This is a genomic window from Denitromonas ohlonensis (assembly GCF_007625205.1).
Taxonomy (GTDB): Bacteria; Pseudomonadota; Gammaproteobacteria; order Burkholderiales; family Rhodocyclaceae; genus Nitrogeniibacter; species Nitrogeniibacter ohlonensis.
The window spans coordinates 88,315-107,460 of sequence record NZ_VMNI01000005.1 but is presented as its reverse complement, the minus strand read 5'-3'; the positions used below and the strand labels follow the sequence as shown (position 1 = coordinate 107,460).

Here is a 19,146-nt window from a genome sequence, read left to right as displayed (position 1 = left end):
GGTTTTTGCGGATGGCCAAAAACCTTACGGCCAAATCATTCCCCGCTCGACTCAAGCCTTGGCGCTCACCGCCGTTAATTCAAACGATTGATCGATTCCGATGCGCCGGCCATGCCCCGGTGCCAACAAGGAGACACACCGGCCGATGTCAGAGCCGTCCACCGACGCCGCCAGCGCCCGCACCGCTGGCAAATCTTCAGCCCGCGCTGAGCGCTGGCTGCCGCGCGTCATGCTCGGCGGCATGCTGGCGCTGGTGCTGGGCTTGCTGGTGAGCATGGGCAGCTACTACATTTACCGCCACGAACAGAACTTTCAGGTCCGCATCAACGACATCAAGACGCAAGCCTTCGCCCGCTTAGAGCAATCGCTTCAGGAAGAAATCCGCCACCTGGCAACCAGTCTGGCCGAGCGCCGCGAAGGCTTTGAACAGGACCTGGCCACCCAACTCCAGCAGGAAACAACGGTCGCAATCGAGGCCATCGAGCGCACCTATCAGGGTCTGAAGGGCACGGTCAGCGATGCGCAGCTACGGCTCATCCTGACCGAACTCTTGCGCCCCATGGGTCGCCCCACCCAGGGGTTTGCACCCTTCATCATCGAAGCGGACGGCAGAATCCGCCTGTTTGCCTCCGACCCCGGCCTAGAGGGGCAATCCCTGACCGGTCGCATCGACGATATCGGTCAAGACTTGATGGCGCGCCTGAGCGACGCAGCCACCCTGGGCGATGGACAGACACGGCTTCGCTGGCGCCCGACAAGCGATGCCAAGGCCATGAAGGACTACTTCGCTCACGCCACCCGCTTTGCGTCTTTTGACTGGATTGTGGGTATGGCCACGCTCAGTCAGCACGCACAGATATCGGCACGCGCTGAGGCACTTGACGCCCTCTCGCGCTACAGCCCGCTCGACGGCCGGCTCATCGTGGTGGTGAATCAACACAGTCAGCTTCTCGCCAGCAGCGCCAGCGCCAAGCCGCCCTCAGCCGACGGTTCGGCACCCGAGTGGGTCCATAAAATCGCCCGCGCCGGGCGCCTGGGCGGCCGCACCCTGCGGCTTGCGCTCGCACCGGGCGCGGCGGTGGGCTCGTCAAAGGCCCAGGAGCAGCACCTGGCCTATGTCGCCGGCCAGGACCCGTGGGGCTGGACCCTGGCGGCCATCGCCCGGCTCGACGACGCCAACCCGATGATTGCCCGCGAGCGCGCGCGCATGGAGGCCAACAAGGACGAAGACTTCACGGTGACGGTATTCACCCTGCTGATGGGCACCGCGCTGGCACTGCTCGCATCAATCATTTTCTACCGCTGGATCGACCGCCGCTTCCAGTACTACCAACGGGACATCGACGAACGCAAACGCGCCCTCAAGGAGAGCGCGCGCGAATTGCAGCTCTCGGCGCAAGTGTTCGACGCCAGCAACGAAGCGATCGCGATTCTCGATCACCGCTTCCGGATTGTGTCGGTCAACCCCGCGCTGGAACGAATCAGTGGGTATCGACAATCCGACGTTGTCGGCCGCCACTGCGCCGAACAGCTGATCGGCGAAGCGGCCGACGGCGAGAGCTGGCGCAGCACGGTCGCCCGCCTGCGATCGACCCGCCACTGGGCGGGCGAAGCGCAGTTGCTACGGGCTGACGGCAGTCATTACCCGGGCTGGATCTCGCTCGGCGCGGTCACCGGCGATGGCGGACGATCGACGCATTTCGTGGTATCGATTTCCGACATCTCCGAGCGCAAGCTCACCGAGCAGCGTCTGCGCCACATGGCCGAATATGACGCCCTGACCGGGCTGCCCAACCGCACGCTGCTGCTTGACCGCATGGGCAGCGCGCTCGAAAGCGCCCGACGCAATCAAAAGCACCTCGGTGTGCTGTTCATCGACCTCGACCGCTTCAAGAACATCAACGACTCGCTGGGCCACGCGGTCGGCGACGGTCTGTTGCGGCAGGTCGCCGCCCGCCTCAGCGCCGTCGTTCGCAGCGCCGACACGGTCAGCCGTCTGGGCGGAGACGAGTTCGTCGTCTTGCTCACCGAACTCGACACCGCCGGACGCGCCGCCGCGGTGGCCAGCAAGATCCTCAAGGCGCTCGCCACGCCCTACGAGGTGAGCGGCCACGAACTGTCGATCACGCCCAGCATCGGCATCACGGTCTCGCCAGAGGACGGCGACAACCGCGACCTGCTGCTGAAGAACGCCGACGCGGCGATGTATTCGGCCAAGGAAAACGGCCGAAACAGCTATCAGTTTTTCACCCCGGAACTGAACGAACGCGCCCAGACACGCCTGACGCTCGAAACCGAGTTGCGACGTGCCCTGCTGCGCGACGAGTTTTCGCTGCATTTCCAGCCCCAGTTCGATCTGGCAAGCGGTCGCCTGGTGGGCGCCGAAGCCTTGCTGCGCTGGCAGCATCCTGATCGCGGCATGATCCCGCCCGACCAGTTCATTCCCATTGCCGAAGAAACCGGCCTGATCCTGCCCATCGGCGCCTGGGTGTTGCAACACGCCTGCAGCCTCGCCCAAACATGGCGCAATGAAGGCCTGCAGGACATGTCGATCGCAGTGAATATCTCGGCGCTTCAGGTGCGCCGCGACATCCTCGAAACCACTGTCGTCGACGCGCTTGGCAACAGCGGCCTGCCCGCCCACCTGCTCGAGCTGGAAGTCACCGAAAGTGCGCTGATGGCGAACCAGGACGAGGCGACCAGCACGCTGGCGGCCATCCATACCCTGGGCGTCAAACTTGCCATCGACGACTTCGGCACCGGCTATTCATCGCTGGCCTATCTCAAACGCTTCAAGCTCGACAAACTCAAGATTGACCGCGCCTTCGTGCGCGGGCTCCCCGAGGACGCCGAAGACGCGCACCTGACCGAAGCCATCATCGGCATCGCCCACCACATGGGCATGGCCGTCGTCGCCGAAGGCATCGAGACCGAAGCCCAGGCGGCCTTCCTGACGCACCTCAAGTGCGATCTGGCGCAGGGCTACCTCTACGCCAAACCGCTCAAGCCCGACGCCTTCCGCCAGCTACTGATCAAGCTGGGCGATCACCCGGCCTCAAAGCCCGCGTCTTCAACGGCCTGATTCAGCGCCGCCGGCGTAACCTGCGTCGGGTCGAAGTCGACACGCGCTTCGCCCGCGCCCAGATCCACGCTCACCGTCGCCACGCCGGCCACCGCCCCCAAGGCGGCGGTCACGCCTTTGACACAACCCTGGCAGCTCATGCCGCCCACCTTGATCGTCACCTGCTCCATGTCTTTCTCCTGACTGTCTGTTCACAAAACCGGCTTGCTCGGCCGCCAGCGCTTGAGCAGCAGCGAATTGCTCACCACCGACACCGAACTGAGCGCCATCGCCGCCCCCGCCACCACCGGATTGAGGAACCCGAAGGCGGCCAGCGGAATGCCGAGCACGTTGTAGATAAACGCAAAAAACAGATTCTGACGAATCTTGACCAGCGTCGCACGCGACAACTCCACCGCATCGGCTACGCCGTTCAGGTCACCCCGCATCAAGGTGATGTCCGCCGCCGCCACCGCCACATCGGCGCCAGTGCCGATGGCAAAGGACACATCCGCCGCCGCCAGCGCGGGCGCGTCATTGATGCCATCCCCCGCCATGCCGACGCGATGGCCGTTGGCCACCAGGGCCTGCACCGCCTTCGCCTTATCCGCCGGCAGCACGCCGGCCTCGAAACGTGAAATCCCCACCGCCTCGGCCACCGCGCGTGCCGTCGCCGGATGGTCGCCCGTCAGCATCACCACGTCGATGCCTGCGCGCTGCAAACGCGCCACCGCGCCCGCCGAGCTGCTGCGCAGCGGATCGGCCACACCGATCACCCCCGCCAGGCGGCCATCGACGGCCACCGCCACCAGCGTGCGCCCCTGCGCGGCCAAGACGTCGACGCTGCCATCCGGCACATCCACGCCGTTATTGCGCAAGAAGACCGGACTCCCCACCAACACCAAGCGCCCGCCCAGCGTTCCGCGCACCCCCTGCCCGGGCACGGTGTCGACCGCTTCGGCGGTGGCAACCTGGCCGGCCGCCGCGACGATCGCCCGCGCCAGCGGATGGCCACTGGCCGACTCCAGCGCCGCGGCCCAGCCAAGCACCTCGTCCCGCGAAAATCCGTCAGCCGGCACCACATCGGTCACCGCCGGGCGACCCTCGGTGAGCGTGCCGGTCTTGTCGACCGCCAGCACCGTCAGGTTCTGCGCGCGCTCCAGGGCTTCGGCGTTCTTCACCAGAATGCCGTGGTTCGCTCCCAGACCAGTGCCCACCATGATCGCCGTCGGCGTCGCCAGACCAAGCGCACAGGGACAGGCAATCACCAGCACCGCGACCGCATTGACCAGGGCCTCGGTCACCGAGCCGCCCCACCACCAGCCGCCGAAAAACGTCAGCACGGCAATCGCCACCACCACCGGCACAAACACCGCGGCCACCTGATCGGCCAGACGCTGAACCGGCGCTTTGCTGCCCTGCGCCTGTTCAACCAGGCGGATGATGCTCGCCAGCATGGTTTCGCTACCCACGCCGGTCGCTTCGCAATGCAAGGTGCCATCGCTGTTCACCGTTGCGGCAAACACCGTGTCGCCCTCGGCCTTGGCCACGGGCAGACTCTCGCCAGTGAGCATGGATTCATCCAGCGCCGACTGCCCGGCACGCACCACCCCGTCGACCGGCACGCTGTCGCCAGCACGCACCACAAAGCGGTCGCCCGGCGACAGCGACTCAACCGGCACCTCCTGCAACACGCCGTCGCGCGCCACCCAGGCGCTGCGGGGCTGGAGCCGCACCAGTGCTTCGAGCGCCTCGGAGGTACGCGCCTTGGCCCTCGCCTCAAGCAGCTTGCCCATCAGTACCAGGGTAATGATCGTGGCCGAGGCCTCGAAATACACATGCAGGTCCATCCGCCCGAGCAAGGTCACGACCAGGCTGAAGCCATAGGCCACCGAGGTGCCCAGCGCCACGAGCACGTCCATGTTCGCACCGCCGCCGCGCAAGGCCGAGCCGGCACCGCGATAGAAGCGCCAACCGATCCAGAACTGCACCGGCGTCGCCAGCACCCACTGCACCCAGCGCGGAATGAATTCATGCTCGCCCGAGCCGAAGAACATGGCTGGCATCTGGGCAAGCAAAGGCGCGGTCAGCACCAATGAGATCAGGAAGCGCTTGCGCTCCGCACGCCACTCGGCCGCCTTGCGCGCCTTCTCTTCTGCGCGGGCCGCCGCGCCCCGACGGTGGGCGACAAAGCCCGCCCCGTCGACGGCAGCGATCAGCTCTGCCTCGGTCACGCCACCCGGCGGCAAACGAATCTGCGCGGTTTCGGTGGCGAAATTCACCGTCGCGCTCACGGCGGGCAGACGATTCAAGACCTTTTCAAGGCGGGTGGCGCAGGCGGCACAGGTCATGCCGGAGATCGCGAATTCGAGCCGCGTGTCCGGCACCTCGAAACCCGCCTGGCGAATCGCCGCCACCACGGCGTCAGCGCCCGCGGCGTCCGGGCCGGTCAGCTTTACCGTGGCGCGCTCGGTGGCGAGATTGACCTGCGCCTCGACACCGGGCAGGCGTTGGAGAACGCGCTCGATGCGACTGGCGCAGGCGGCGCACGTCATGCCGTGGATGGGCAAGTCGAGGCGCTGGGGGTGGGTGGGGTTTTGCGTGTTCATGATTTGACCTTGTGAGTCTGACAGGCGCAGTCTAAAGTCTGTAGTCAGGTACGGAGTCAAGCATGACATCAATGACCATTGGCCGCCTCGCCGCGGCCGCCGGGGTGGGCGTCGAAACGGTCCGCTACTACCAGCGTCGCGGCCTGCTCGCAGTGCCCATGCCGACGCACGGACAGGTGCGCCACTACGGCGAGAACGCCGTCGCGCGGCTACGCTTTATCCGCCGCGCACAACAACTCGGTTTCAGCCTGGATGAAATCGCCGATCTGCTGGGGCTGGACGAGCACACCGACCGCAACGCCGCCCGCGCATTGGCCAAGGAAAAGCTCGCCCAGATCGACGAGCGCATGGCGCAACTGGGTGCGATGCGCAGCGCGCTGTCCGAGCTGGTGAGCTGTTGCGAACACACGTCGGCGGCACAGCCCTGCCCGATCCTGCATACCCTCGCCCATCCGGACGAGGACCAAAACGCGGCTTATTCGAAATCGATCGCGGCGGGTTGATCCACCGGCAGGCCGCCGCCCACCCAGGCGTCGAAGCCCCCCGTCAGCGACACCGCGCTCGACACACCCATCACCTGCATGACGGCGGTGGCCAGCGCCGCACGACCACTGGTTTTGCAATACACCAGGATCGGCCGATTCGGGTCGTTCAATTCGGGCACCGAGGCCAGCTTGAACTCAAGCAGGCCGCGCGGAATATTCATCGCGCCCGGTACATGCCCGGCCGAAAACTCTTCAGGCTCGCGCACATCAAGCACCACGGCGCCGTCCTGAATCAATTGCCGGGCACCCTCGAGACTCACTTCTTGAATAAGGTTTTTGGCCTCGACAACCAGATCATGGCTGGACTTGCTCATTGTCAGACTCCAGATTCGCCACGGCGCCACCCCGGCGCCGAAAGAACATTAGAATAGCCTGATACTCCCGGATCGCGCTATGTCACGCACAGCACGCCATTCCACAGCCGACTCCCCAGCGTCGAGGCATTGAGCAAGCCGAACACACCAAATCCCAGCACCACCGCGCCGGCAAAGGTCCGCACCCAGGGCCGGCGGGTCACGCCCTGCAGCCGTTTGAGCAGCATGCCGGCCAGCATCAGATTGGGCAGCGTGCCCAGGCCAAAGGCAAGCATCAGGCTGGCACCACCGCCGGCCGAGCCGGTCACCAATGCCGTGGCCAGCACGCTATACACCAGCCCGCAGGGCAAAAAGCCCCACAACAGACCCAGCGGCAAGGCCTGACGCAAACCACGCACCGGCAGGAAGCGGCGCGTGAGCGGTTGCACGCGCCGCCACAGCGATTGCCCCGCCCGCTCGAGCGGCGCCAGCAGCCGGGTAAAACCGGTCAGATACAGCCCTAAGGCCACCAGCATGAGATTGGCCATGATGTACAGGCCCATCTGGATCGGCAGGAAGTCTTCGAACAACAGGCCCAGGGTCCCGATCGCGCCAAACAGCGCGCCGAGCATGGCGTAAGTGGTGATCCGGCCAAGGTTGTAGGCCAGATGAATCGGCCACTGTCGCTTGACCTGGCCGGGAATCTGCACCGTCAGCGCGCTGACGATGCCGCCGCACATGCCGACACAGTGCGTGCCGCCAAGCAGGCCAATGAGGAAGACAGCGATGTAGCCGGTTTCAGGCATGTGTCAGCTCAAGGAATCAGCGAACAAAAAACAGGGGGCGAGCCTATCACAGCCCGCCCCCTTGCCTGTTTTGCTGACACCCACCGAATGCCGCCCGGCTCAAATCACCTTCGAGTAGCGGGCACGCTCACGGTCGGAGCGCAGATAACGGTCGAACACCATGGCGATACCGCGCACCAGCATGCGCCCGGCGGGCAGCACGGTGATCCACTTGTCTTCGAGCTTGACCAGACCGGCGGACTCCATCGTGCGCAAATCGGCGATCTCGTCGGCAAAGTAGCGCTTGAAATCCACCATGTGGGAGACCTCGATGGCATCGATCGACAACTCGAAGTGGCACATCAGCGCCTGGATGATCGAGCGGCGCAGGATGTCGTCCGGCGTGAGCTCAATGCCGCGCAGCACCGGCAAGCGATCCTGATCAAGGATGTCGTAGTACTCATCAAGCGTCTTGACGTTCTGGGCGTAGGTCGGGCCGACCTTGCCGATGGCTGACACGCCAAAGGCCAGCAGGTCGCACTCGGCGTAGGTCGAATAGCCCTGGAAGTTACGATGCAGCCGCCCCTGACGCTGCGCTACCGCCAGTTCGTCATCAGGCTTGGCGAAGTGGTCCATGCCGATATACACATAGCCCGCCTCGGTCAGCCGACGAATGGCCAGCTGCAGAATCTGCAGCTTGGTGTCGGCCGAGGGCATGTCATTGGGCTCGATACGGCGCTGGGGCTTGAACAGGCCCGGCAAGTGCGCGTAGCTGTAGAGCGAAATACGATCGGGCGACAGCTCAAGCACGCGCTCCAGCGTATTGTTGAAGCTGATCACGTTCTGCTTGGGCAGGCCGTAGATCAGGTCCATGCTCACCGACTTGAAACCGGTCTGGTGCGCGGCATCCTGTACCAGTTTGGTCTCTTCGTAGCTCTGCACGCGATTGACCGCGCGCTGCACGTCGATGTTGAAATCCTGCACGCCAATGCTCATGCGATTGAAGCCGAGCTCAGCCAACAGCGCCACGGTTTCGAAATCTACTTTGCGTGGATCGACCTCAATGGAATATTCTCCATCAGGCAGCAGCGTGAAGTGCTCGCGCACCGTGGCCATCAACTGGCGCATTTCGTCGTGAGACAAGAAGGTTGGCGTACCACCGCCAAGATGCAACTGAATGACGTTTCGCCCGCCATCAAGGCTTGCCGCCTGCATGGCGACTTCCTTGGCCAGGTATTTGAGGTACTTTTCTGACCGCCCGTGATCCTTGGTGATGATCTTGTTGCAGGCGCAGTAGTAGCAGATCGTGTTGCAGAAGGGGATGTGGAAGTATAATGACAGCGGTCGGCCAAATCCGCCGACGGTGCGCTGCCCCAACCAACTCTCCAATGCATCAGCATTAAACGCCTCGACGAAACGGTCTGCCGTCGGGTACGAAGTGTACCGCGGGCCATTGACGTCGAATCGGCGGATCAGTTGCGGGTCGAAAACGAGTTCTTTCTGGTTATCCATAATCTGGCTTTAACGTATTAGCAGTCACGATCTCAAAAAGCCGAACCAAGCGGGTTGACGTGGATCAAACGCCCCAAAGCAGCGCAAAAAAACGAATCAAGGAGAACGCAGGTTATGCCTCAACGGGCCGTTGTGCCAATTACTGCTGAAGGGCTGAAGACCGCCTGTTCGCAATGCAACCTGCAGGAGCTGTGCTTACCTTTTGGCATGAGTGATGGCGACATCGACCAGCTCGACGGGCTGGTCGGCGCACGTCGAAAGGTCAAGCGCCACCAACATCTGTATCGCGTTGGCGACACCTTCGAAGCCATTTTTGCCGTGCGCACCGGCTCATTCAAGACCGATGTGCTGCTCGAAGACGGTCGTGAGCAGGTCACCGGTTTTCAGATGTCGGGTGAGATTATCGGGCTCGACGGCATCAGCACCGATGCGCACACCTGCAACGCGGTCGCACTCGAAGACAGCGATGTGTGCATCATCCCCTTTGCCAATCTGGAAACCCTGTCGCGCGAGGTTGAATCGCTGCAGCACCAGTTCCACAAGGTGATGAGCCGCGAAATCGTGCGCGTCCATGGCGTGATGATGCTGCTCGGCTCGATGCGCGCCGAAGAGCGCCTGGCCGCCTTCCTGATCAACATGTCGCAACGCTTTACTGCGCGCGGCTTCTCGGCCGCCGAATTTCACCTGCGCATGACGCGCGAGGAAATTGGCTCTTACCTGGGCCTCAAGCTTGAAACGGTCTCCCGGGCCTTTTCACGCTTCCAGGAAAACGGTCTGATCAAGGTGCAGCAAAAACACATCCGCATCGTAAACATCGGCGGCCTCAAGGCCCTGCTGAGCCACCTGCCCAGCGTCTGATCAGCGCGGCAGGCGCCGACGCGCCACCATCTGCTCGCTCAAGGCCGTCAAATCGGCCGGGGTGAGCAGTTGGGCGGCATAGGGAAACAATTCGTTGTCTTCCCGATCGATATGGCTGTGGTAGCGCGAGGCAAAATTCGCCACCTCGTCAGCACACAGCTCGGCCGACTCACCCGCCGCAATCGCCAACAACTGGCGTCGCAAACTCTCCCACGCGGCGGTCATCTCGACATGATCCTGATGAATCCAGTCAACCAGCTTCCTGAGACGCGGCCGACCAGCGGTGGACACCCGCTCGAACAGGATCGGGAACAGACTGTCTTCTTCGTCCTGATGATGATTCACCGCGGCGGTATCGAAATAGCGAACCACGTTCGTCGCCGCGCGACAAGCGTCTGCATCGGCCCCATGCTCGGGGAGCCAGCGCACCAGCCGGTCAAGCGTCTGCAATTGCGACATCATCCGGCCATGGCAGGCGGTCAGCACTTCCAGCGGCTGATCCAGCCCCGGCGCCAATGGTTTCGACAACAAGGATTCGCTCATCCAGCCCCCTTCAGATCACACTGAAAATCCCGGCGGGCGACTTGGTCAGCGCTACCGAAACAATCCAGCCAAATGTCAGCACCGCAGCCACTAGCGCCGCGCGCCTCACGCCTGCGCTGCGCCCGCGCTTCAAGGCGACGGTACCAAAACCGATGTACGCCAGCAGGCCGAGCACCTTGGCGCTCACCCAGCCATGCACAAATGGATACTGCGCCATCATGACCGACAGGGCAATCGCCGTGCTGAGCAAGAGGGTGTCAATCACATGCGGCAGGATGCGGGTCAGCCGGTGCTGCAAGCGTGGCGAAGCACTCAACATCCACCAGGCACGCAGAAGAAAGCCCAGGCCACTCAGCACGACGCAGGTAATGTGAATATGTTTGATTGCCAGATACATCGCCCTTACCCCGCCTTGCCATCAACGCGTGGGCGCAAGTAGATCGGCACATACCGCCTAGCCCACAATCCAAACACCCCCAGCCAGCATGCGACGGTGAGCACCAGCAAGAGGCCGTTCGCCGCAGGCCACAACTCGGCCGCGATACGCAACACCGCCACCCCCTGCACCGCCCAGCACAGTCGCCAGGTCATCGCATCGGCCGACAGCGCCTGCCCCGAATGGCCAAGCGTCACCCGCGACACCATACTCATCGCCACGACTGTAAACATGCCGATCACCAGCGCATGCAGCGGCGCCAGCCCCAACACGGCAACGCCCTGCCAGGCGGCGAAACTCTGTACGCCAAACAGGGTCAGCGCGATCCCCAGCCACATGAAGCCGAGATGGAGCATGGCCAGCAACTGCACCGCAAAGCTCCGCACCAAGCCCCAGCGTATCGTCAGAAAAAACGCCAGCGCGGCGGCGGGCAGATCAATCACCCAGGTCATGGCCGCAGCACCGAGCAGCACCAGCGCGCCATGCCCGAGCGCTGCGCCGAGCATCATGAACAAGGCCCAGGGCGGACGAAAGGCATCGTAGTCAGGCAGTACGGCGCTGGAGAAGAAGGGAATCATCCGATGGCTGACGGTAAAAAATACCGGCAGCAAAAAGCACCAGACACCCAGCTCAATCGCGGCGCGCGCCCAGCCCCCGTCGCCGGTGACGGCGAACAGCCCCCACAGCGCCCAGCCGGTCAAACCGAGCACCGTCGCCACCCAGGCCGGCACCGCGTGCAAGCGGCCATTGCCGGCGCGAAACGCAATCGGCGCAAGCACGATGACAAGCCAGGCCCAAGCCACAAACACCAAGGCCACACCAGGCACGCGAAGCGCCGGCAGCAACATGCTCAGGTAGATCAGACCCCAACCGAGCAGCAGCAAATACCATGGCCGCCGAAACACCTCACGCGGCAGGTCGCCATAGCCTTGCCAGCGCGGCATGGCCGTCAGCAGGAAGCCGAACACAAAGAACGGAAAGATGCCATACACCGCCAGCATCGCGTGCCACCACCCCGGCGGCCAAGCCCACGGCAGGGCCACGCCGATCAGCCGCGCGAGCATTTCGGCCGCCCACGGCAGCATGGCGAGCAACAGCTGCACCGCCCCGCTAAAAAACATGGCGCGGTGAGGCGCCGCCAAAAGCCATCGGAAGTGAGTTGTCGGTGATTGCTGATTCATCATAGGTTTCTGATATGCGGCCACCCATTACGCTGGGCTTGGGAGCGTGGTACATTCTGCCGCTACTGGTGACGTTTGCTCAAAAATGAGTCAAGAAAAAATCGATATCCACGGATTACTGGGCCGCATGCCGCTGTTTAGCGCGCTGTCGACGGACGACTTGCAACATGTTGCCGACGCCACGCGCGAAAGACGCATCCAGAAGGGCGAGATGCTTTTCCAGCGCGGCGACCAACCCAAAGGCTTTTACTACGTCATCTTCGGCCAGATCAAACTGGCCTTCTCCTCGCCCAACGGCAACGAGAAGGTGGTCGAGATCCTCGGACCTCACCAAAGCTTTGGTGAAGCCGTGATGTTCATGGATCGCCAGTACCCGGTCTTCGCCGAATCCCTGGCCGACACCCTGTTGCTGCACATTACCCGCGACGCGGTTTTTAACCTGATCGACCAAGACTCAGGATTTGCCCGCCGCATGCTCGCCGGCATGGCCATTCGCCTGCACAGCATGGTGCGCGACGTCGAATCCTACTCGCTGCGCTCGAGTACCCAGCGTGTCGTCGGGTATCTGCTCCAGCAAGTGCCTGACGCCCCCTGCCTCAATTCTCAGGTCGACGTCGATCTACCGACCAGCAAGCAGATCATCGCCTCGCGCCTGAACCTTACGCCCGAGACCCTGTCGCGCATCTTCCACGATCTGAGCGATGCCGGCCTGATTACCGTGCAAGGCAAGCACATCGCCCTGCACAACGTCGACAAACTGCGCAATTACGAAGGCTGAGCCAGGCGCAAGGCCTGGCGGGCGTGACCCACGACACGTAGCAACTGCCCCCCCAACAAGATCGCCGACACCACCATCAGGCCGCCCGCCAGATACACCGCGGGCCACCACAGCGTCGCCAGCACACCAGCCCCGACCATCGCCACATGCACGCGCCAGTGCCATAGCACCCAGCGCTCATTAAGCATGCGCGTCATCGGCGGCACCCCCTTCACCCGAGGCTGAAGATAGAGCCAGAGAATGAAAGGCACAATCTTGTAGAGCATGCCGGAAATCACCGACACAAACCCGCCCAGAATCGCCAGCACGCCCACCGCGAGCGGCAGCGCGTTACCCCCGACAGAGAAGATCACCAGCGCCGTCCCGACGCAGGCGAGCAACACACAGCCCATCGCAAAACGCCAGAAGCGAAAGGTCGCGTCCAGCTTGGCGCGACGCCGGCGCAGTTGCCGGTCCAGCGTCACACCGGCAAACAGTGCAATCAGCGCCACCAACGGCAACCAGGCGGCCGGATGCGACACCCACATGCCAACCCCGATCGCCAGCGCGATAGCTGGTGCAAAACTGCGGGCAAACCACCGCGGATAGGCTGGCGTAAGCTGAAACATGGGCACGACCAGATACCCCACCGCCGCCACCAGCACACAGCCCCACCCCGCGAGCCCGAGCGCCACATGGCTGGACGACAGCCGCAGCCACTGCGCATCAAGCACGCCCGCCCGCGCAAGCGCCATCGTGCCGCCGACGAGTACTGTCAGAAAGAACGCCAGCAGCGCGATCCGGAACGCGGTCAGCGAATGACTTGAGGCCGGCGTACGCCACAACGCGAGCATGCCTGCCGGAAAAAAAACCAGCACACTGCCACCGATCGCCACCACCCCGGCCTGATACGCCCAGGCGATCTGATGGTGAAACGCGGCCACCAGCACCACGGCCCCAAGGGCAGACAGCAGGTGCACCGGGATCGCCAGCGCCCGCGGACGCCAGAGATTGGCGCCGGCGGCAACGGGCATGAGTTGGAACAGCGCGCCGAGCATGACCTGGAGCATGAAGCCGGCGGTCATCAGGTGCGTGAGGCCGAGCGCAGCAGGCGTCCAGCGCGACGCCATCACCGCTTCGCCATCAACCAGCAGGAGCAGTCCGCCAAGCAGCAGAAACAGCGGCGCCGTCAGAAAAAACCTCAGCGGGACCGACGGTGGCGGCGCCTGTTCGAAGGACAGAGCCTGCATGATTGCCGCGCTAAGCGAGCGTCGCCGGATGGCGCACTGAGCGCACCGCCCGAGGACCGAACACCCTCACCTCAGTCAGCCGAGGCCTGACGGATGGTGATATGAAACACCCCGTCCGGCTGCGGTTCAACGGTGTAGGCATAGCCATTGTTGCGCAGCATATCGAACAGCGGCGCCGGCTGGCGGGGAATCATCAACAAGACTTCCTGGCCGGGCTGCAGCTCGTCCAATGCTTCGAGCGTGCGCTCCATTGGCTCGGGTGGCAGCAGGCGGCGGGCATCGACGACGATAGGGGGAAGACGGTCCGTCATGAGGCGCCCTTTTGACCAAGCGCCTCGATCGCGGCGCCGACGACCGGGTCGTTTCCGACCGTCTGGTCGCACATCGGATAGAGGATGTTCTCTTCTTTCATGTTGTGCTGCTGCATCAGGATCAAGAGTGTTTCGGCCGCATCCGAGAAGGCTTCGGCATCGGATGCGTCGGCAGCGGCGACCAGCGCGGCCATCAGGTCTCGCATTTGGACATGCTCGCCGCGCATCACCCGCGTTGGCCCCTCGGTCATGCCCGTTGCGGCTTCAAATGCCGGAAAGATGGTGCCCTCTTCCACTGCGAAATGCGCCAGCACATCGTCCCGAAACGCGGTCGCAGACTGCGCACAGGCAGCCCAGTCTCCGCGCTCTGCGGCGGCCTCGGCGCGCGCAAACACGTCATCACACTGGGTGTGATGCGCTGCCATTTTTTGGGATAGAACTGCCATACCGTCCGATGCTCCGTGAATGCTGTCGATGTCTGGGATTGATTGTCTCGCACCGACAGCCCACCGCATTGACACGCATCAACCGATGATTTCGGCTATATCGAACAGGTTTGAAAAATCATCCTCGAAACGGCAGTTGGACGCGCCCGAGTGTGCGGCTGGCGGGCTGGCAAATCGCGACGACGCACAACCTGCACGTTGCAAGGAGGAGTAACGCGGCCGGGCAGCCCGCCAACCGTGCAATCGTGTGCGTAGCGTTCTCACCTGCGCGCTGATCGCCGTTAGCCACAGAACCTTTTGAATATTCAATTTTTTGCTGGCGGGCACAAGCGATCAGCTGCCGCTTCCAGAATCATGGGAAGACGCCCCGGGGTGCACCCGTCTGGCGCCCGTGGACGCGTAATATTGGTGCAAGCACAGTCTTGAGATCATGCCGCGCGCGTCCGCGAATCGGCGCCCCATGCCTGTGTTGCCCCGCCGCGACGCGAGCCTCAGGCGCGCTCAGTGTTCGTGCACATACACGCCTGGCGCCGGTGCGAGGCTGGGGTGCTCGGCATCGACCGCCGGCCGCGCCCGGACGAGCGCGCCGCTGCGCGGCTTGAGCCAGCGCATCCAGTCCTCCCACCAGCTGCCGTCGGTCGATGTCGCACGTTCGCGCCACGCCTCCCAACGGTCAGCCCGATGGGCGGTCTCGGCCCAGTACCGGCGCTTTGCCGGCTTGGTGGGCGGATTGACGATTCCCAGAATGTGTCCGGAGCTCGACAGCACAAACCGTTTTTCGGCGGTAACAAAGTGAATGATGCGGAAGGTTTGCTGCCAGGGTGCGATGTGATCGTCCTCTGCCGACACCACATACAAGGGTTGGGCGATCTGGTTCAAATCGATCGGCTCACCGGCGACGGTCAGGGCGTTGGGTTCAATCAGGCGATTGTGCAGATAGAGCTCACGCAAGTACCACGCGTGCATGCGATACGGCATGCGGGTGGTGTCCATATTCCAGAACAGCACATCGAAGGCCGGCAGTTTTTCACCATACAGCCAGCTTTGCACCGCGAAGTGCCAGATCAACGAGTTGGAGCGCAGCAAGCGAAAAGCCGAGGCCATCTGCCCACCGTCCAGATAGCCTTTGCGCGCCATGCCGGTGGTGATGAAATTGACGCTCGCCTCATCGACAAACACCTCGATATCACCCGGTTTGCGAAAATCGACCAGCGTGGTGAGCAAGGTCCAGTCAGCCACCGGCATCGCCTCGGCGCCGAAGCGCCGATTGGCCCAGGCCATATAGGTCGACAAGGCAGTGCCGCCAATGCAGTAGCCAACCGCGTGAACCGTCGCTTGGCCGCTTTGTGTGCGCGCGGCCTCGATCGTGGCGTGCACGCCATCGACGATGTAGTCGTCGAAGCTGACCTCACGCTGATCCGCGCTGGGGTTCTTCCAGCTCGTGATGTAGACATCCAGCCCCTGATCGAGCAGATAGCGCACCATGCTTTTGCGCTCGTTCAGATCCAGGATGTAGAACTTGTTGATCCAGGGCGTGATGATGACCACGGGTCGGGCGCGGACCCGGCCACGGGTCGGCGCGTAGTGGATGACTTCGACCAGGGCGTTGCGAAACACCACCTCGCCCGGCGTCGTCGCCAGGTTGCCGCCGACCTTGAACCCGTCCGGATCACTCATGCGCACCATGCCGGCCTGCATGTCATCAATAAAGTTCCGGTATCCGGCGTGCAAGCTGCCGCCCAGAGTCTCGGCGGCCTTGCGCAGCGCCACCGGGTTGGTCATCAGAAAATTGGTGGGCGCCACGGCGTTCAGCCAATTCCGCCACCAGAACGCCGCGCGCCGGCGCTCGGCATTCGACAGGCCCGGTGTGCTGTAAAGCATGTCTTGCGTGTGGCGGGTGGTCATCAGGTACCACGATTTGACCAGATCCCAGGTCGCCGAATCGTGCCAGACCGGGTCATCGAAGCGCGTATCGCCCTCGTGAGGCCGCACGGGGTCAACACTGGGCGCGCCGATCATGCGTCGCAGGCTATGCCACTGCAAGGCCCACAGATGCCCCGAAAAGCCGACCATCGATTCAGCCAGCTCCTGCGGATGGGACCACCAGCCAAGCTGGGCGTGCACCAGGGGCGCAAACACGCCCATGGGATCAACCATCGACTCCCACTGCACATGAAGCTGGCGAAGTGCCTGATCGGCCACTTGAACCGGTGCCAGTTTGTGATTCGCCCCCGCATCGGTGCGTCGCCGCGTGTTCATACGAAACTCCTATTGAGCACATCGTTTGTCGTGTGCTGTCGGCATGCCTGAGGGATCATTGTGCGCTGCTACTCCCCGCGGTGTTTGATCGGCGTCAATCACGGTTTTCGCCATGCGACGACTATAATCATTACGACCATTCGAAAAGGAGCAAGACCATGTTCAAGCATCTGCTGGTGCCTACTGACGGCTCCGACATCTCCGAAGCCACCGTCAACCGTGCCATCTCGTTTGCCAAGGACGCTGGTGCACAGATCACGTTTTTCTATGCCCAGCCCGACTTTCCGATGCCAATCTATGGCGAAGGCGCACTGATCGACCCCACCACGCCGGAACAGTTCGCCAAGGGCGCAGAAGAAGAAGCCCAAAAGATTCTCGCCAGCGCAAGGAGCAAGACCGAGGCGGTGGGCGTCAGTTGCAACACCGACACCGTCGTCAATGAAGTGCCCTACGAGGCCATCATCAGCGCCGCCGAGCGCCATGGCTGCGATCTCATTTTCATGGCGTCGCACGGCCGTCGCGGTCTGGCCAGCCTGCTGCTAGGCAGCGAAACACAAAAAGTGCTGACTCACACCAAGATTCCGGTACTGGTGTTCCGCTAAGCGAGGGAGGCAAGCCATGTTCAATACCGCCATCAATATCATTCAAGAAGAACACCGCTCACTGGCGGCGATCGTTCATGGCCTGAAATACCTCGTCAACGACGCGCGCAGCAATGGCGCACGCGCCAATTTCAAGGTGCTGCGCGCGATGCTGCACTACATCGACAACTTCCCCGAACGGCTGCACCACCCCAAGGAAGACGTCTACGTCTTTGCTCGCCTGCTGACCCGGACACACGAAGCCGATGAGGTGGTCGAGGAACTGACCAGGCAGCATCAAGACGGCGGGCAACTGGTCACCGCCCTCCACACGCAACTGGATGCTTACGAAGCCGGCGAGCCCGGCGGTCTGGCCGCCTTTGGCGAAGCGGTTGACGCCTTCACCGAAGCCATGTGGCAGCACATGGCGCTCGAAGAGAAGGTGTTGTTGCCGCTGGCCCAAAAGCACCTGACCGACGCAGACTGGGTGGAGATCGCCGAAGCCTTCGGCGAAAACGGTGATCCGCGCTTCAGCGCCGATGCCGAGAATGAATTCAGCGCCCTGTTCTCACGCATCGTGACACTGGCGCCGCCACCGATCGGTGTCGGCCCGTCACCAGGCAACTGACGCCAGAAGCATCCGGCGCTTCCGTACCCGACAGGCGTCGGTCCGTGGATTGCCGGCGACACGCTCGGCACACTGTTGACGCTCAGTGTGCGCAGCCCATCGCCGCCATCACCGCCCCTTGTTGACGCGCGCCTCAGCCCGCTGAGCCACTGCTCCGGTTAAGATCATCTGCCGAACGCTGAAAGAACACCGTCAGCATGCTGGAGGCCGCACATACCAGCCAGAAGCCGAAGAAGCCGATCGAATACGTCGCGATCGGCGAGAACTCAACGGGCTGTCCGAACAGATACAACTGCTGCGGATCCATCACTGTAAAAAACACCATCTCAGCAATGCCGGCCACTAGAAATGATGGCCAAAATACGAGAATCTGTTTCATGCTTGATCCCTGTCTGATCCGCAGCGGTCGCGGTGCTTACTGCCCTTGACCGTGGGTGCGCTCATCTTCCTCGACATGCTGCTTGACGTAGCGCCCGAGAAAAACCGCCATGCCGATGATGAACGCAATGGTAAAGACGCTCAGCAAACCGATATCGGTACTGAACAATTCCTTGAAAGCCATGATGCTTCTCCTTCAGTTCACAGGTTTTTGCGCCGCCAGGCGCACTTCTGTCTCTGCGGGGAGTTCAATGGTCCCGGTCAAACGCCATGCGCGGGACTCGTCTTCGAGCAAGACTTGCCAACGCCCGTCCAGCGCGTCGGTGCTTGCCGTGTAGTTTCCGTTATCACCCACCAGCGAAATGGCGCGATCCATATCTGGCTGGGTCGGATGCACCAGCCGCAGGAACACGGTCGCTGGCGCAGCGCCGTCGTTACTCGACAAGCTCAGCGCGATCTGGCCGCCGTCGAACCGGAGCTTGGCCGCCAGTCCGAGGCGCGCGGCTTCGTGGTCGCGCACAATCGATTGCTGCAGCGCGAGCCCTTGCTTGTAGTAGTCGTCAGCCACCAAGCCATCGTCGGACTCGACCGCCAGCCAGAGCGTGATGAACCCGGCAATCACGGCCGTCGCAGGCAGCGACACCAGAAACCAGGGCCAGGCTTGGCGAAACCAGGGCGACGCAGTTTTATTCAGAGCCATGCTCATACTCATA

Annotated in this window: 21 protein-coding genes; 6 read left to right on the top strand and 15 right to left on the bottom strand. The window is 62.9% G+C overall.

Translation table 11 applies throughout. The annotated features are described in order from the left end of the window. The first annotated feature begins 145 nt into the window (after positions 1-145). Positions 146-3,082 (top strand): EAL domain-containing protein, encoded by a 2,937-nt coding sequence (locus tag FHP89_RS05235; protein ID WP_186300391.1) that lies wholly within the window; start codon positions 146-148, stop codon positions 3,080-3,082. Here the strand turns inward: FHP89_RS05235 and FHP89_RS05230 are convergent. Next, positions 3,046-3,252: a heavy-metal-associated domain-containing protein gene (locus tag FHP89_RS05230; RefSeq protein WP_144179529.1), complete on the bottom strand. Its 207-nt coding sequence runs from the start codon at positions 3,250-3,252 to the stop codon at positions 3,046-3,048. The two genes, FHP89_RS05235 and FHP89_RS05230, sit on opposite strands and share 37 nt — an antisense overlap. 21 nt (positions 3,253-3,273) lie before the next feature. Next, positions 3,274-5,670: a heavy metal translocating P-type ATPase gene (locus tag FHP89_RS05225; protein ID WP_144179528.1), complete on the bottom strand. Its 2,397-nt coding sequence runs from the start codon at positions 5,668-5,670 to the stop codon at positions 3,274-3,276. Between the two features lie 62 nt (positions 5,671-5,732). On the opposite strand from FHP89_RS05225, the gene FHP89_RS05220 reads away from it, so the two are divergent. Continuing rightward, a complete protein-coding gene (locus tag FHP89_RS05220; protein WP_144179527.1) occupies positions 5,733-6,173 on the top strand; it encodes a MerR family transcriptional regulator in 441 nt (146 codons plus the stop codon). Here FHP89_RS05220 and FHP89_RS05215 read toward each other — a convergent pair. The 3 genes from FHP89_RS05215 to hemN all read right to left on the bottom strand — a co-directional run bounded on the left by FHP89_RS05215 (position 6,146) and on the right by hemN (position 8,805). Further along, positions 6,146-6,529 (bottom strand): rhodanese-like domain-containing protein, encoded by a 384-nt coding sequence (locus tag FHP89_RS05215; RefSeq protein ID WP_144179526.1) that lies wholly within the window; start codon positions 6,527-6,529, stop codon positions 6,146-6,148. The genes FHP89_RS05220 and FHP89_RS05215 overlap by 28 nt on opposite strands. A 77-nt stretch (positions 6,530-6,606) precedes the next feature. Beyond that, positions 6,607-7,314: a sulfite exporter TauE/SafE family protein gene (locus FHP89_RS05210; protein WP_144179525.1), complete on the bottom strand. Its 708-nt coding sequence runs from the start codon at positions 7,312-7,314 to the stop codon at positions 6,607-6,609. 99 nt (positions 7,315-7,413) lie between these two features. Then, the gene (hemN, locus tag FHP89_RS05205) at positions 7,414-8,805 is read right to left on the bottom strand and encodes an oxygen-independent coproporphyrinogen III oxidase (RefSeq protein WP_144179524.1); all 1,392 of its coding nucleotides are present in this window, start codon (positions 8,803-8,805) and stop codon (positions 7,414-7,416) included. A 114-nt stretch (positions 8,806-8,919) separates the two neighbouring features. Between hemN and fnr the strand changes: the two genes are divergently transcribed. Continuing rightward, positions 8,920-9,663 (top strand): fumarate/nitrate reduction transcriptional regulator Fnr, encoded by a 744-nt coding sequence (fnr, locus tag FHP89_RS05200; RefSeq protein WP_144224964.1) that lies wholly within the window; start codon positions 8,920-8,922, stop codon positions 9,661-9,663. Here the strand turns inward: fnr and FHP89_RS05195 are convergent, their stop codons facing one another. From FHP89_RS05195 to FHP89_RS05185, 3 genes are read right to left on the bottom strand one after another with little or no spacing between them, the layout of a single operon-like run. Next, positions 9,664-10,206, bottom strand: a complete 543-nt coding sequence (locus FHP89_RS05195; RefSeq protein WP_144179522.1) for a hemerythrin domain-containing protein — start codon at positions 10,204-10,206, stop codon at positions 9,664-9,666. Between the two features lie 10 nt (positions 10,207-10,216). Next, positions 10,217-10,603, bottom strand: coding sequence for a SirB2 family protein (locus FHP89_RS05190; protein WP_144179521.1), 387 nt, complete (start codon positions 10,601-10,603; stop codon positions 10,217-10,219). A 5-nt stretch (positions 10,604-10,608) separates the two neighbouring features. Further along, on the bottom strand, positions 10,609-11,823 hold the full coding sequence (locus FHP89_RS05185) for an NnrS family protein (protein ID WP_260851488.1): 1,215 nt from the start codon (positions 11,821-11,823) through the stop codon (positions 10,609-10,611). Between the two features lie 85 nt (positions 11,824-11,908). Between FHP89_RS05185 and FHP89_RS05180 the strand changes: the two genes are divergently transcribed. Further along, entirely contained in the window at positions 11,909-12,601 is a 693-nt protein-coding gene (locus tag FHP89_RS05180; protein ID WP_144179519.1) for a Crp/Fnr family transcriptional regulator, read from the top strand. Here FHP89_RS05180 and FHP89_RS05175 read toward each other — a convergent pair. The 4 genes from FHP89_RS05175 to FHP89_RS05160 all read right to left on the bottom strand — a co-directional run bounded on the left by FHP89_RS05175 (position 12,589) and on the right by FHP89_RS05160 (position 16,744). Then, a complete protein-coding gene (locus FHP89_RS05175) occupies positions 12,589-13,830 on the bottom strand; it encodes a hypothetical protein (protein ID WP_144179518.1) in 1,242 nt (413 codons plus the stop codon). The two genes, FHP89_RS05180 and FHP89_RS05175, sit on opposite strands and share 13 nt — an antisense overlap. 71 nt (positions 13,831-13,901) lie before the next feature. Then, a complete protein-coding gene (locus tag FHP89_RS05170; protein ID WP_144179517.1) occupies positions 13,902-14,141 on the bottom strand; it encodes a DUF2249 domain-containing protein in 240 nt (79 codons plus the stop codon). After that, a complete protein-coding gene (locus tag FHP89_RS05165; protein WP_260851487.1) occupies positions 14,138-14,566 on the bottom strand; it encodes a hemerythrin domain-containing protein in 429 nt (142 codons plus the stop codon). The genes FHP89_RS05170 and FHP89_RS05165 overlap by 4 nt, the downstream gene beginning before the upstream one ends. Before the next feature lie 522 nt (positions 14,567-15,088). Further along, positions 15,089-16,744 (bottom strand): PHA/PHB synthase family protein, encoded by a 1,656-nt coding sequence (locus FHP89_RS05160; protein ID WP_260851486.1) that lies wholly within the window; start codon positions 16,742-16,744, stop codon positions 15,089-15,091. A gap of 260 nt (positions 16,745-17,004) precedes the next feature. Here FHP89_RS05160 and FHP89_RS05155 point away from each other — a divergent pair, with 260 nt between their 5' ends. Both FHP89_RS05155 and FHP89_RS05150 read left to right on the top strand, forming a co-directional pair. Further along, entirely contained in the window at positions 17,005-17,448 is a 444-nt protein-coding gene (locus FHP89_RS05155) for a universal stress protein (RefSeq protein WP_144179515.1), read from the top strand. Positions 17,449-17,464: 16 nt separating this feature from the next. Next, the gene (locus FHP89_RS05150; RefSeq protein WP_144179514.1) at positions 17,465-18,055 is read left to right on the top strand and encodes a hemerythrin domain-containing protein; all 591 of its coding nucleotides are present in this window, start codon (positions 17,465-17,467) and stop codon (positions 18,053-18,055) included. A gap of 133 nt (positions 18,056-18,188) precedes the next feature. Here FHP89_RS05150 and FHP89_RS05145 read toward each other — a convergent pair whose 3' ends face one another. From FHP89_RS05145 to FHP89_RS05135, 3 genes are read right to left on the bottom strand one after another with little or no spacing between them, the layout of a single operon-like run. Beyond that, complete coding sequence (locus FHP89_RS05145; protein ID WP_144179513.1) at positions 18,189-18,434, bottom strand: hypothetical protein; 246 nt, start codon at positions 18,432-18,434, stop codon at positions 18,189-18,191. Between the two features lie 36 nt (positions 18,435-18,470). Next, on the bottom strand, positions 18,471-18,617 hold the full coding sequence (locus FHP89_RS05140) for a DUF3149 domain-containing protein (RefSeq protein WP_144179512.1): 147 nt from the start codon (positions 18,615-18,617) through the stop codon (positions 18,471-18,473). Between the two features lie 12 nt (positions 18,618-18,629). Further along, positions 18,630-19,133, bottom strand: coding sequence for a FixH family protein (locus tag FHP89_RS05135; protein ID WP_186300390.1), 504 nt, complete (start codon positions 19,131-19,133; stop codon positions 18,630-18,632). Positions 19,134-19,146 lie beyond the last annotated feature (13 nt).

Bases quoted from the DNA above. Each gene is read 5' to 3' on its own strand.
- FHP89_RS05235 (WP_186300391.1), top strand. From the start codon at position 146: ATGTCAGAGCCGTCCACCGACGCCGCCAGCGCCCGCACCGCTGGCAAA.
- FHP89_RS05230 (WP_144179529.1), bottom strand. From the start codon at position 3,252: ATGGAGCAGGTGACGATCAAGGTGGGCGGCATGAGCTGCCAGGGTTGT.
- FHP89_RS05225 (WP_144179528.1), bottom strand. From the start codon at position 5,670: ATGAACACGCAAAACCCCACCCACCCCCAGCGCCTCGACTTGCCCATC.
- FHP89_RS05220 (WP_144179527.1), top strand. From the start codon at position 5,733: ATGACATCAATGACCATTGGCCGCCTCGCCGCGGCCGCCGGGGTGGGC.
- FHP89_RS05215 (WP_144179526.1), bottom strand. From the start codon at position 6,529: ATGAGCAAGTCCAGCCATGATCTGGTTGTCGAGGCCAAAAACCTTATT.
- FHP89_RS05210 (WP_144179525.1), bottom strand. From the start codon at position 7,314: ATGCCTGAAACCGGCTACATCGCTGTCTTCCTCATTGGCCTGCTTGGC.
- hemN (WP_144179524.1), bottom strand. From the start codon at position 8,805: ATGGATAACCAGAAAGAACTCGTTTTCGACCCGCAACTGATCCGCCGA.
- fnr (WP_144224964.1), top strand. From the start codon at position 8,920: ATGCCTCAACGGGCCGTTGTGCCAATTACTGCTGAAGGGCTGAAGACC.
- FHP89_RS05195 (WP_144179522.1), bottom strand. From the start codon at position 10,206: ATGAGCGAATCCTTGTTGTCGAAACCATTGGCGCCGGGGCTGGATCAG.
- FHP89_RS05190 (WP_144179521.1), bottom strand. From the start codon at position 10,603: ATGTATCTGGCAATCAAACATATTCACATTACCTGCGTCGTGCTGAGT.
- FHP89_RS05185 (WP_260851488.1), bottom strand. From the start codon at position 11,823: ATGAATCAGCAATCACCGACAACTCACTTCCGATGGCTTTTGGCGGCG.
- FHP89_RS05180 (WP_144179519.1), top strand. From the start codon at position 11,909: ATGAGTCAAGAAAAAATCGATATCCACGGATTACTGGGCCGCATGCCG.
- FHP89_RS05175 (WP_144179518.1), bottom strand. From the start codon at position 13,830: ATGCAGGCTCTGTCCTTCGAACAGGCGCCGCCACCGTCGGTCCCGCTG.
- FHP89_RS05170 (WP_144179517.1), bottom strand. From the start codon at position 14,141: ATGACGGACCGTCTTCCCCCTATCGTCGTCGATGCCCGCCGCCTGCTG.
- FHP89_RS05165 (WP_260851487.1), bottom strand. From the start codon at position 14,566: ATGGCAGCGCATCACACCCAGTGTGATGACGTGTTTGCGCGCGCCGAG.
- FHP89_RS05160 (WP_260851486.1), bottom strand. From the start codon at position 16,744: ATGGTTGATCCCATGGGCGTGTTTGCGCCCCTGGTGCACGCCCAGCTT.
- FHP89_RS05155 (WP_144179515.1), top strand. From the start codon at position 17,005: ATGTTCAAGCATCTGCTGGTGCCTACTGACGGCTCCGACATCTCCGAA.
- FHP89_RS05150 (WP_144179514.1), top strand. From the start codon at position 17,465: ATGTTCAATACCGCCATCAATATCATTCAAGAAGAACACCGCTCACTG.
- FHP89_RS05145 (WP_144179513.1), bottom strand. From the start codon at position 18,434: ATGAAACAGATTCTCGTATTTTGGCCATCATTTCTAGTGGCCGGCATT.
- FHP89_RS05140 (WP_144179512.1), bottom strand. From the start codon at position 18,617: ATGGCTTTCAAGGAATTGTTCAGTACCGATATCGGTTTGCTGAGCGTC.
- FHP89_RS05135 (WP_186300390.1), bottom strand. From the start codon at position 19,133: ATGGCTCTGAATAAAACTGCGTCGCCCTGGTTTCGCCAAGCCTGGCCC.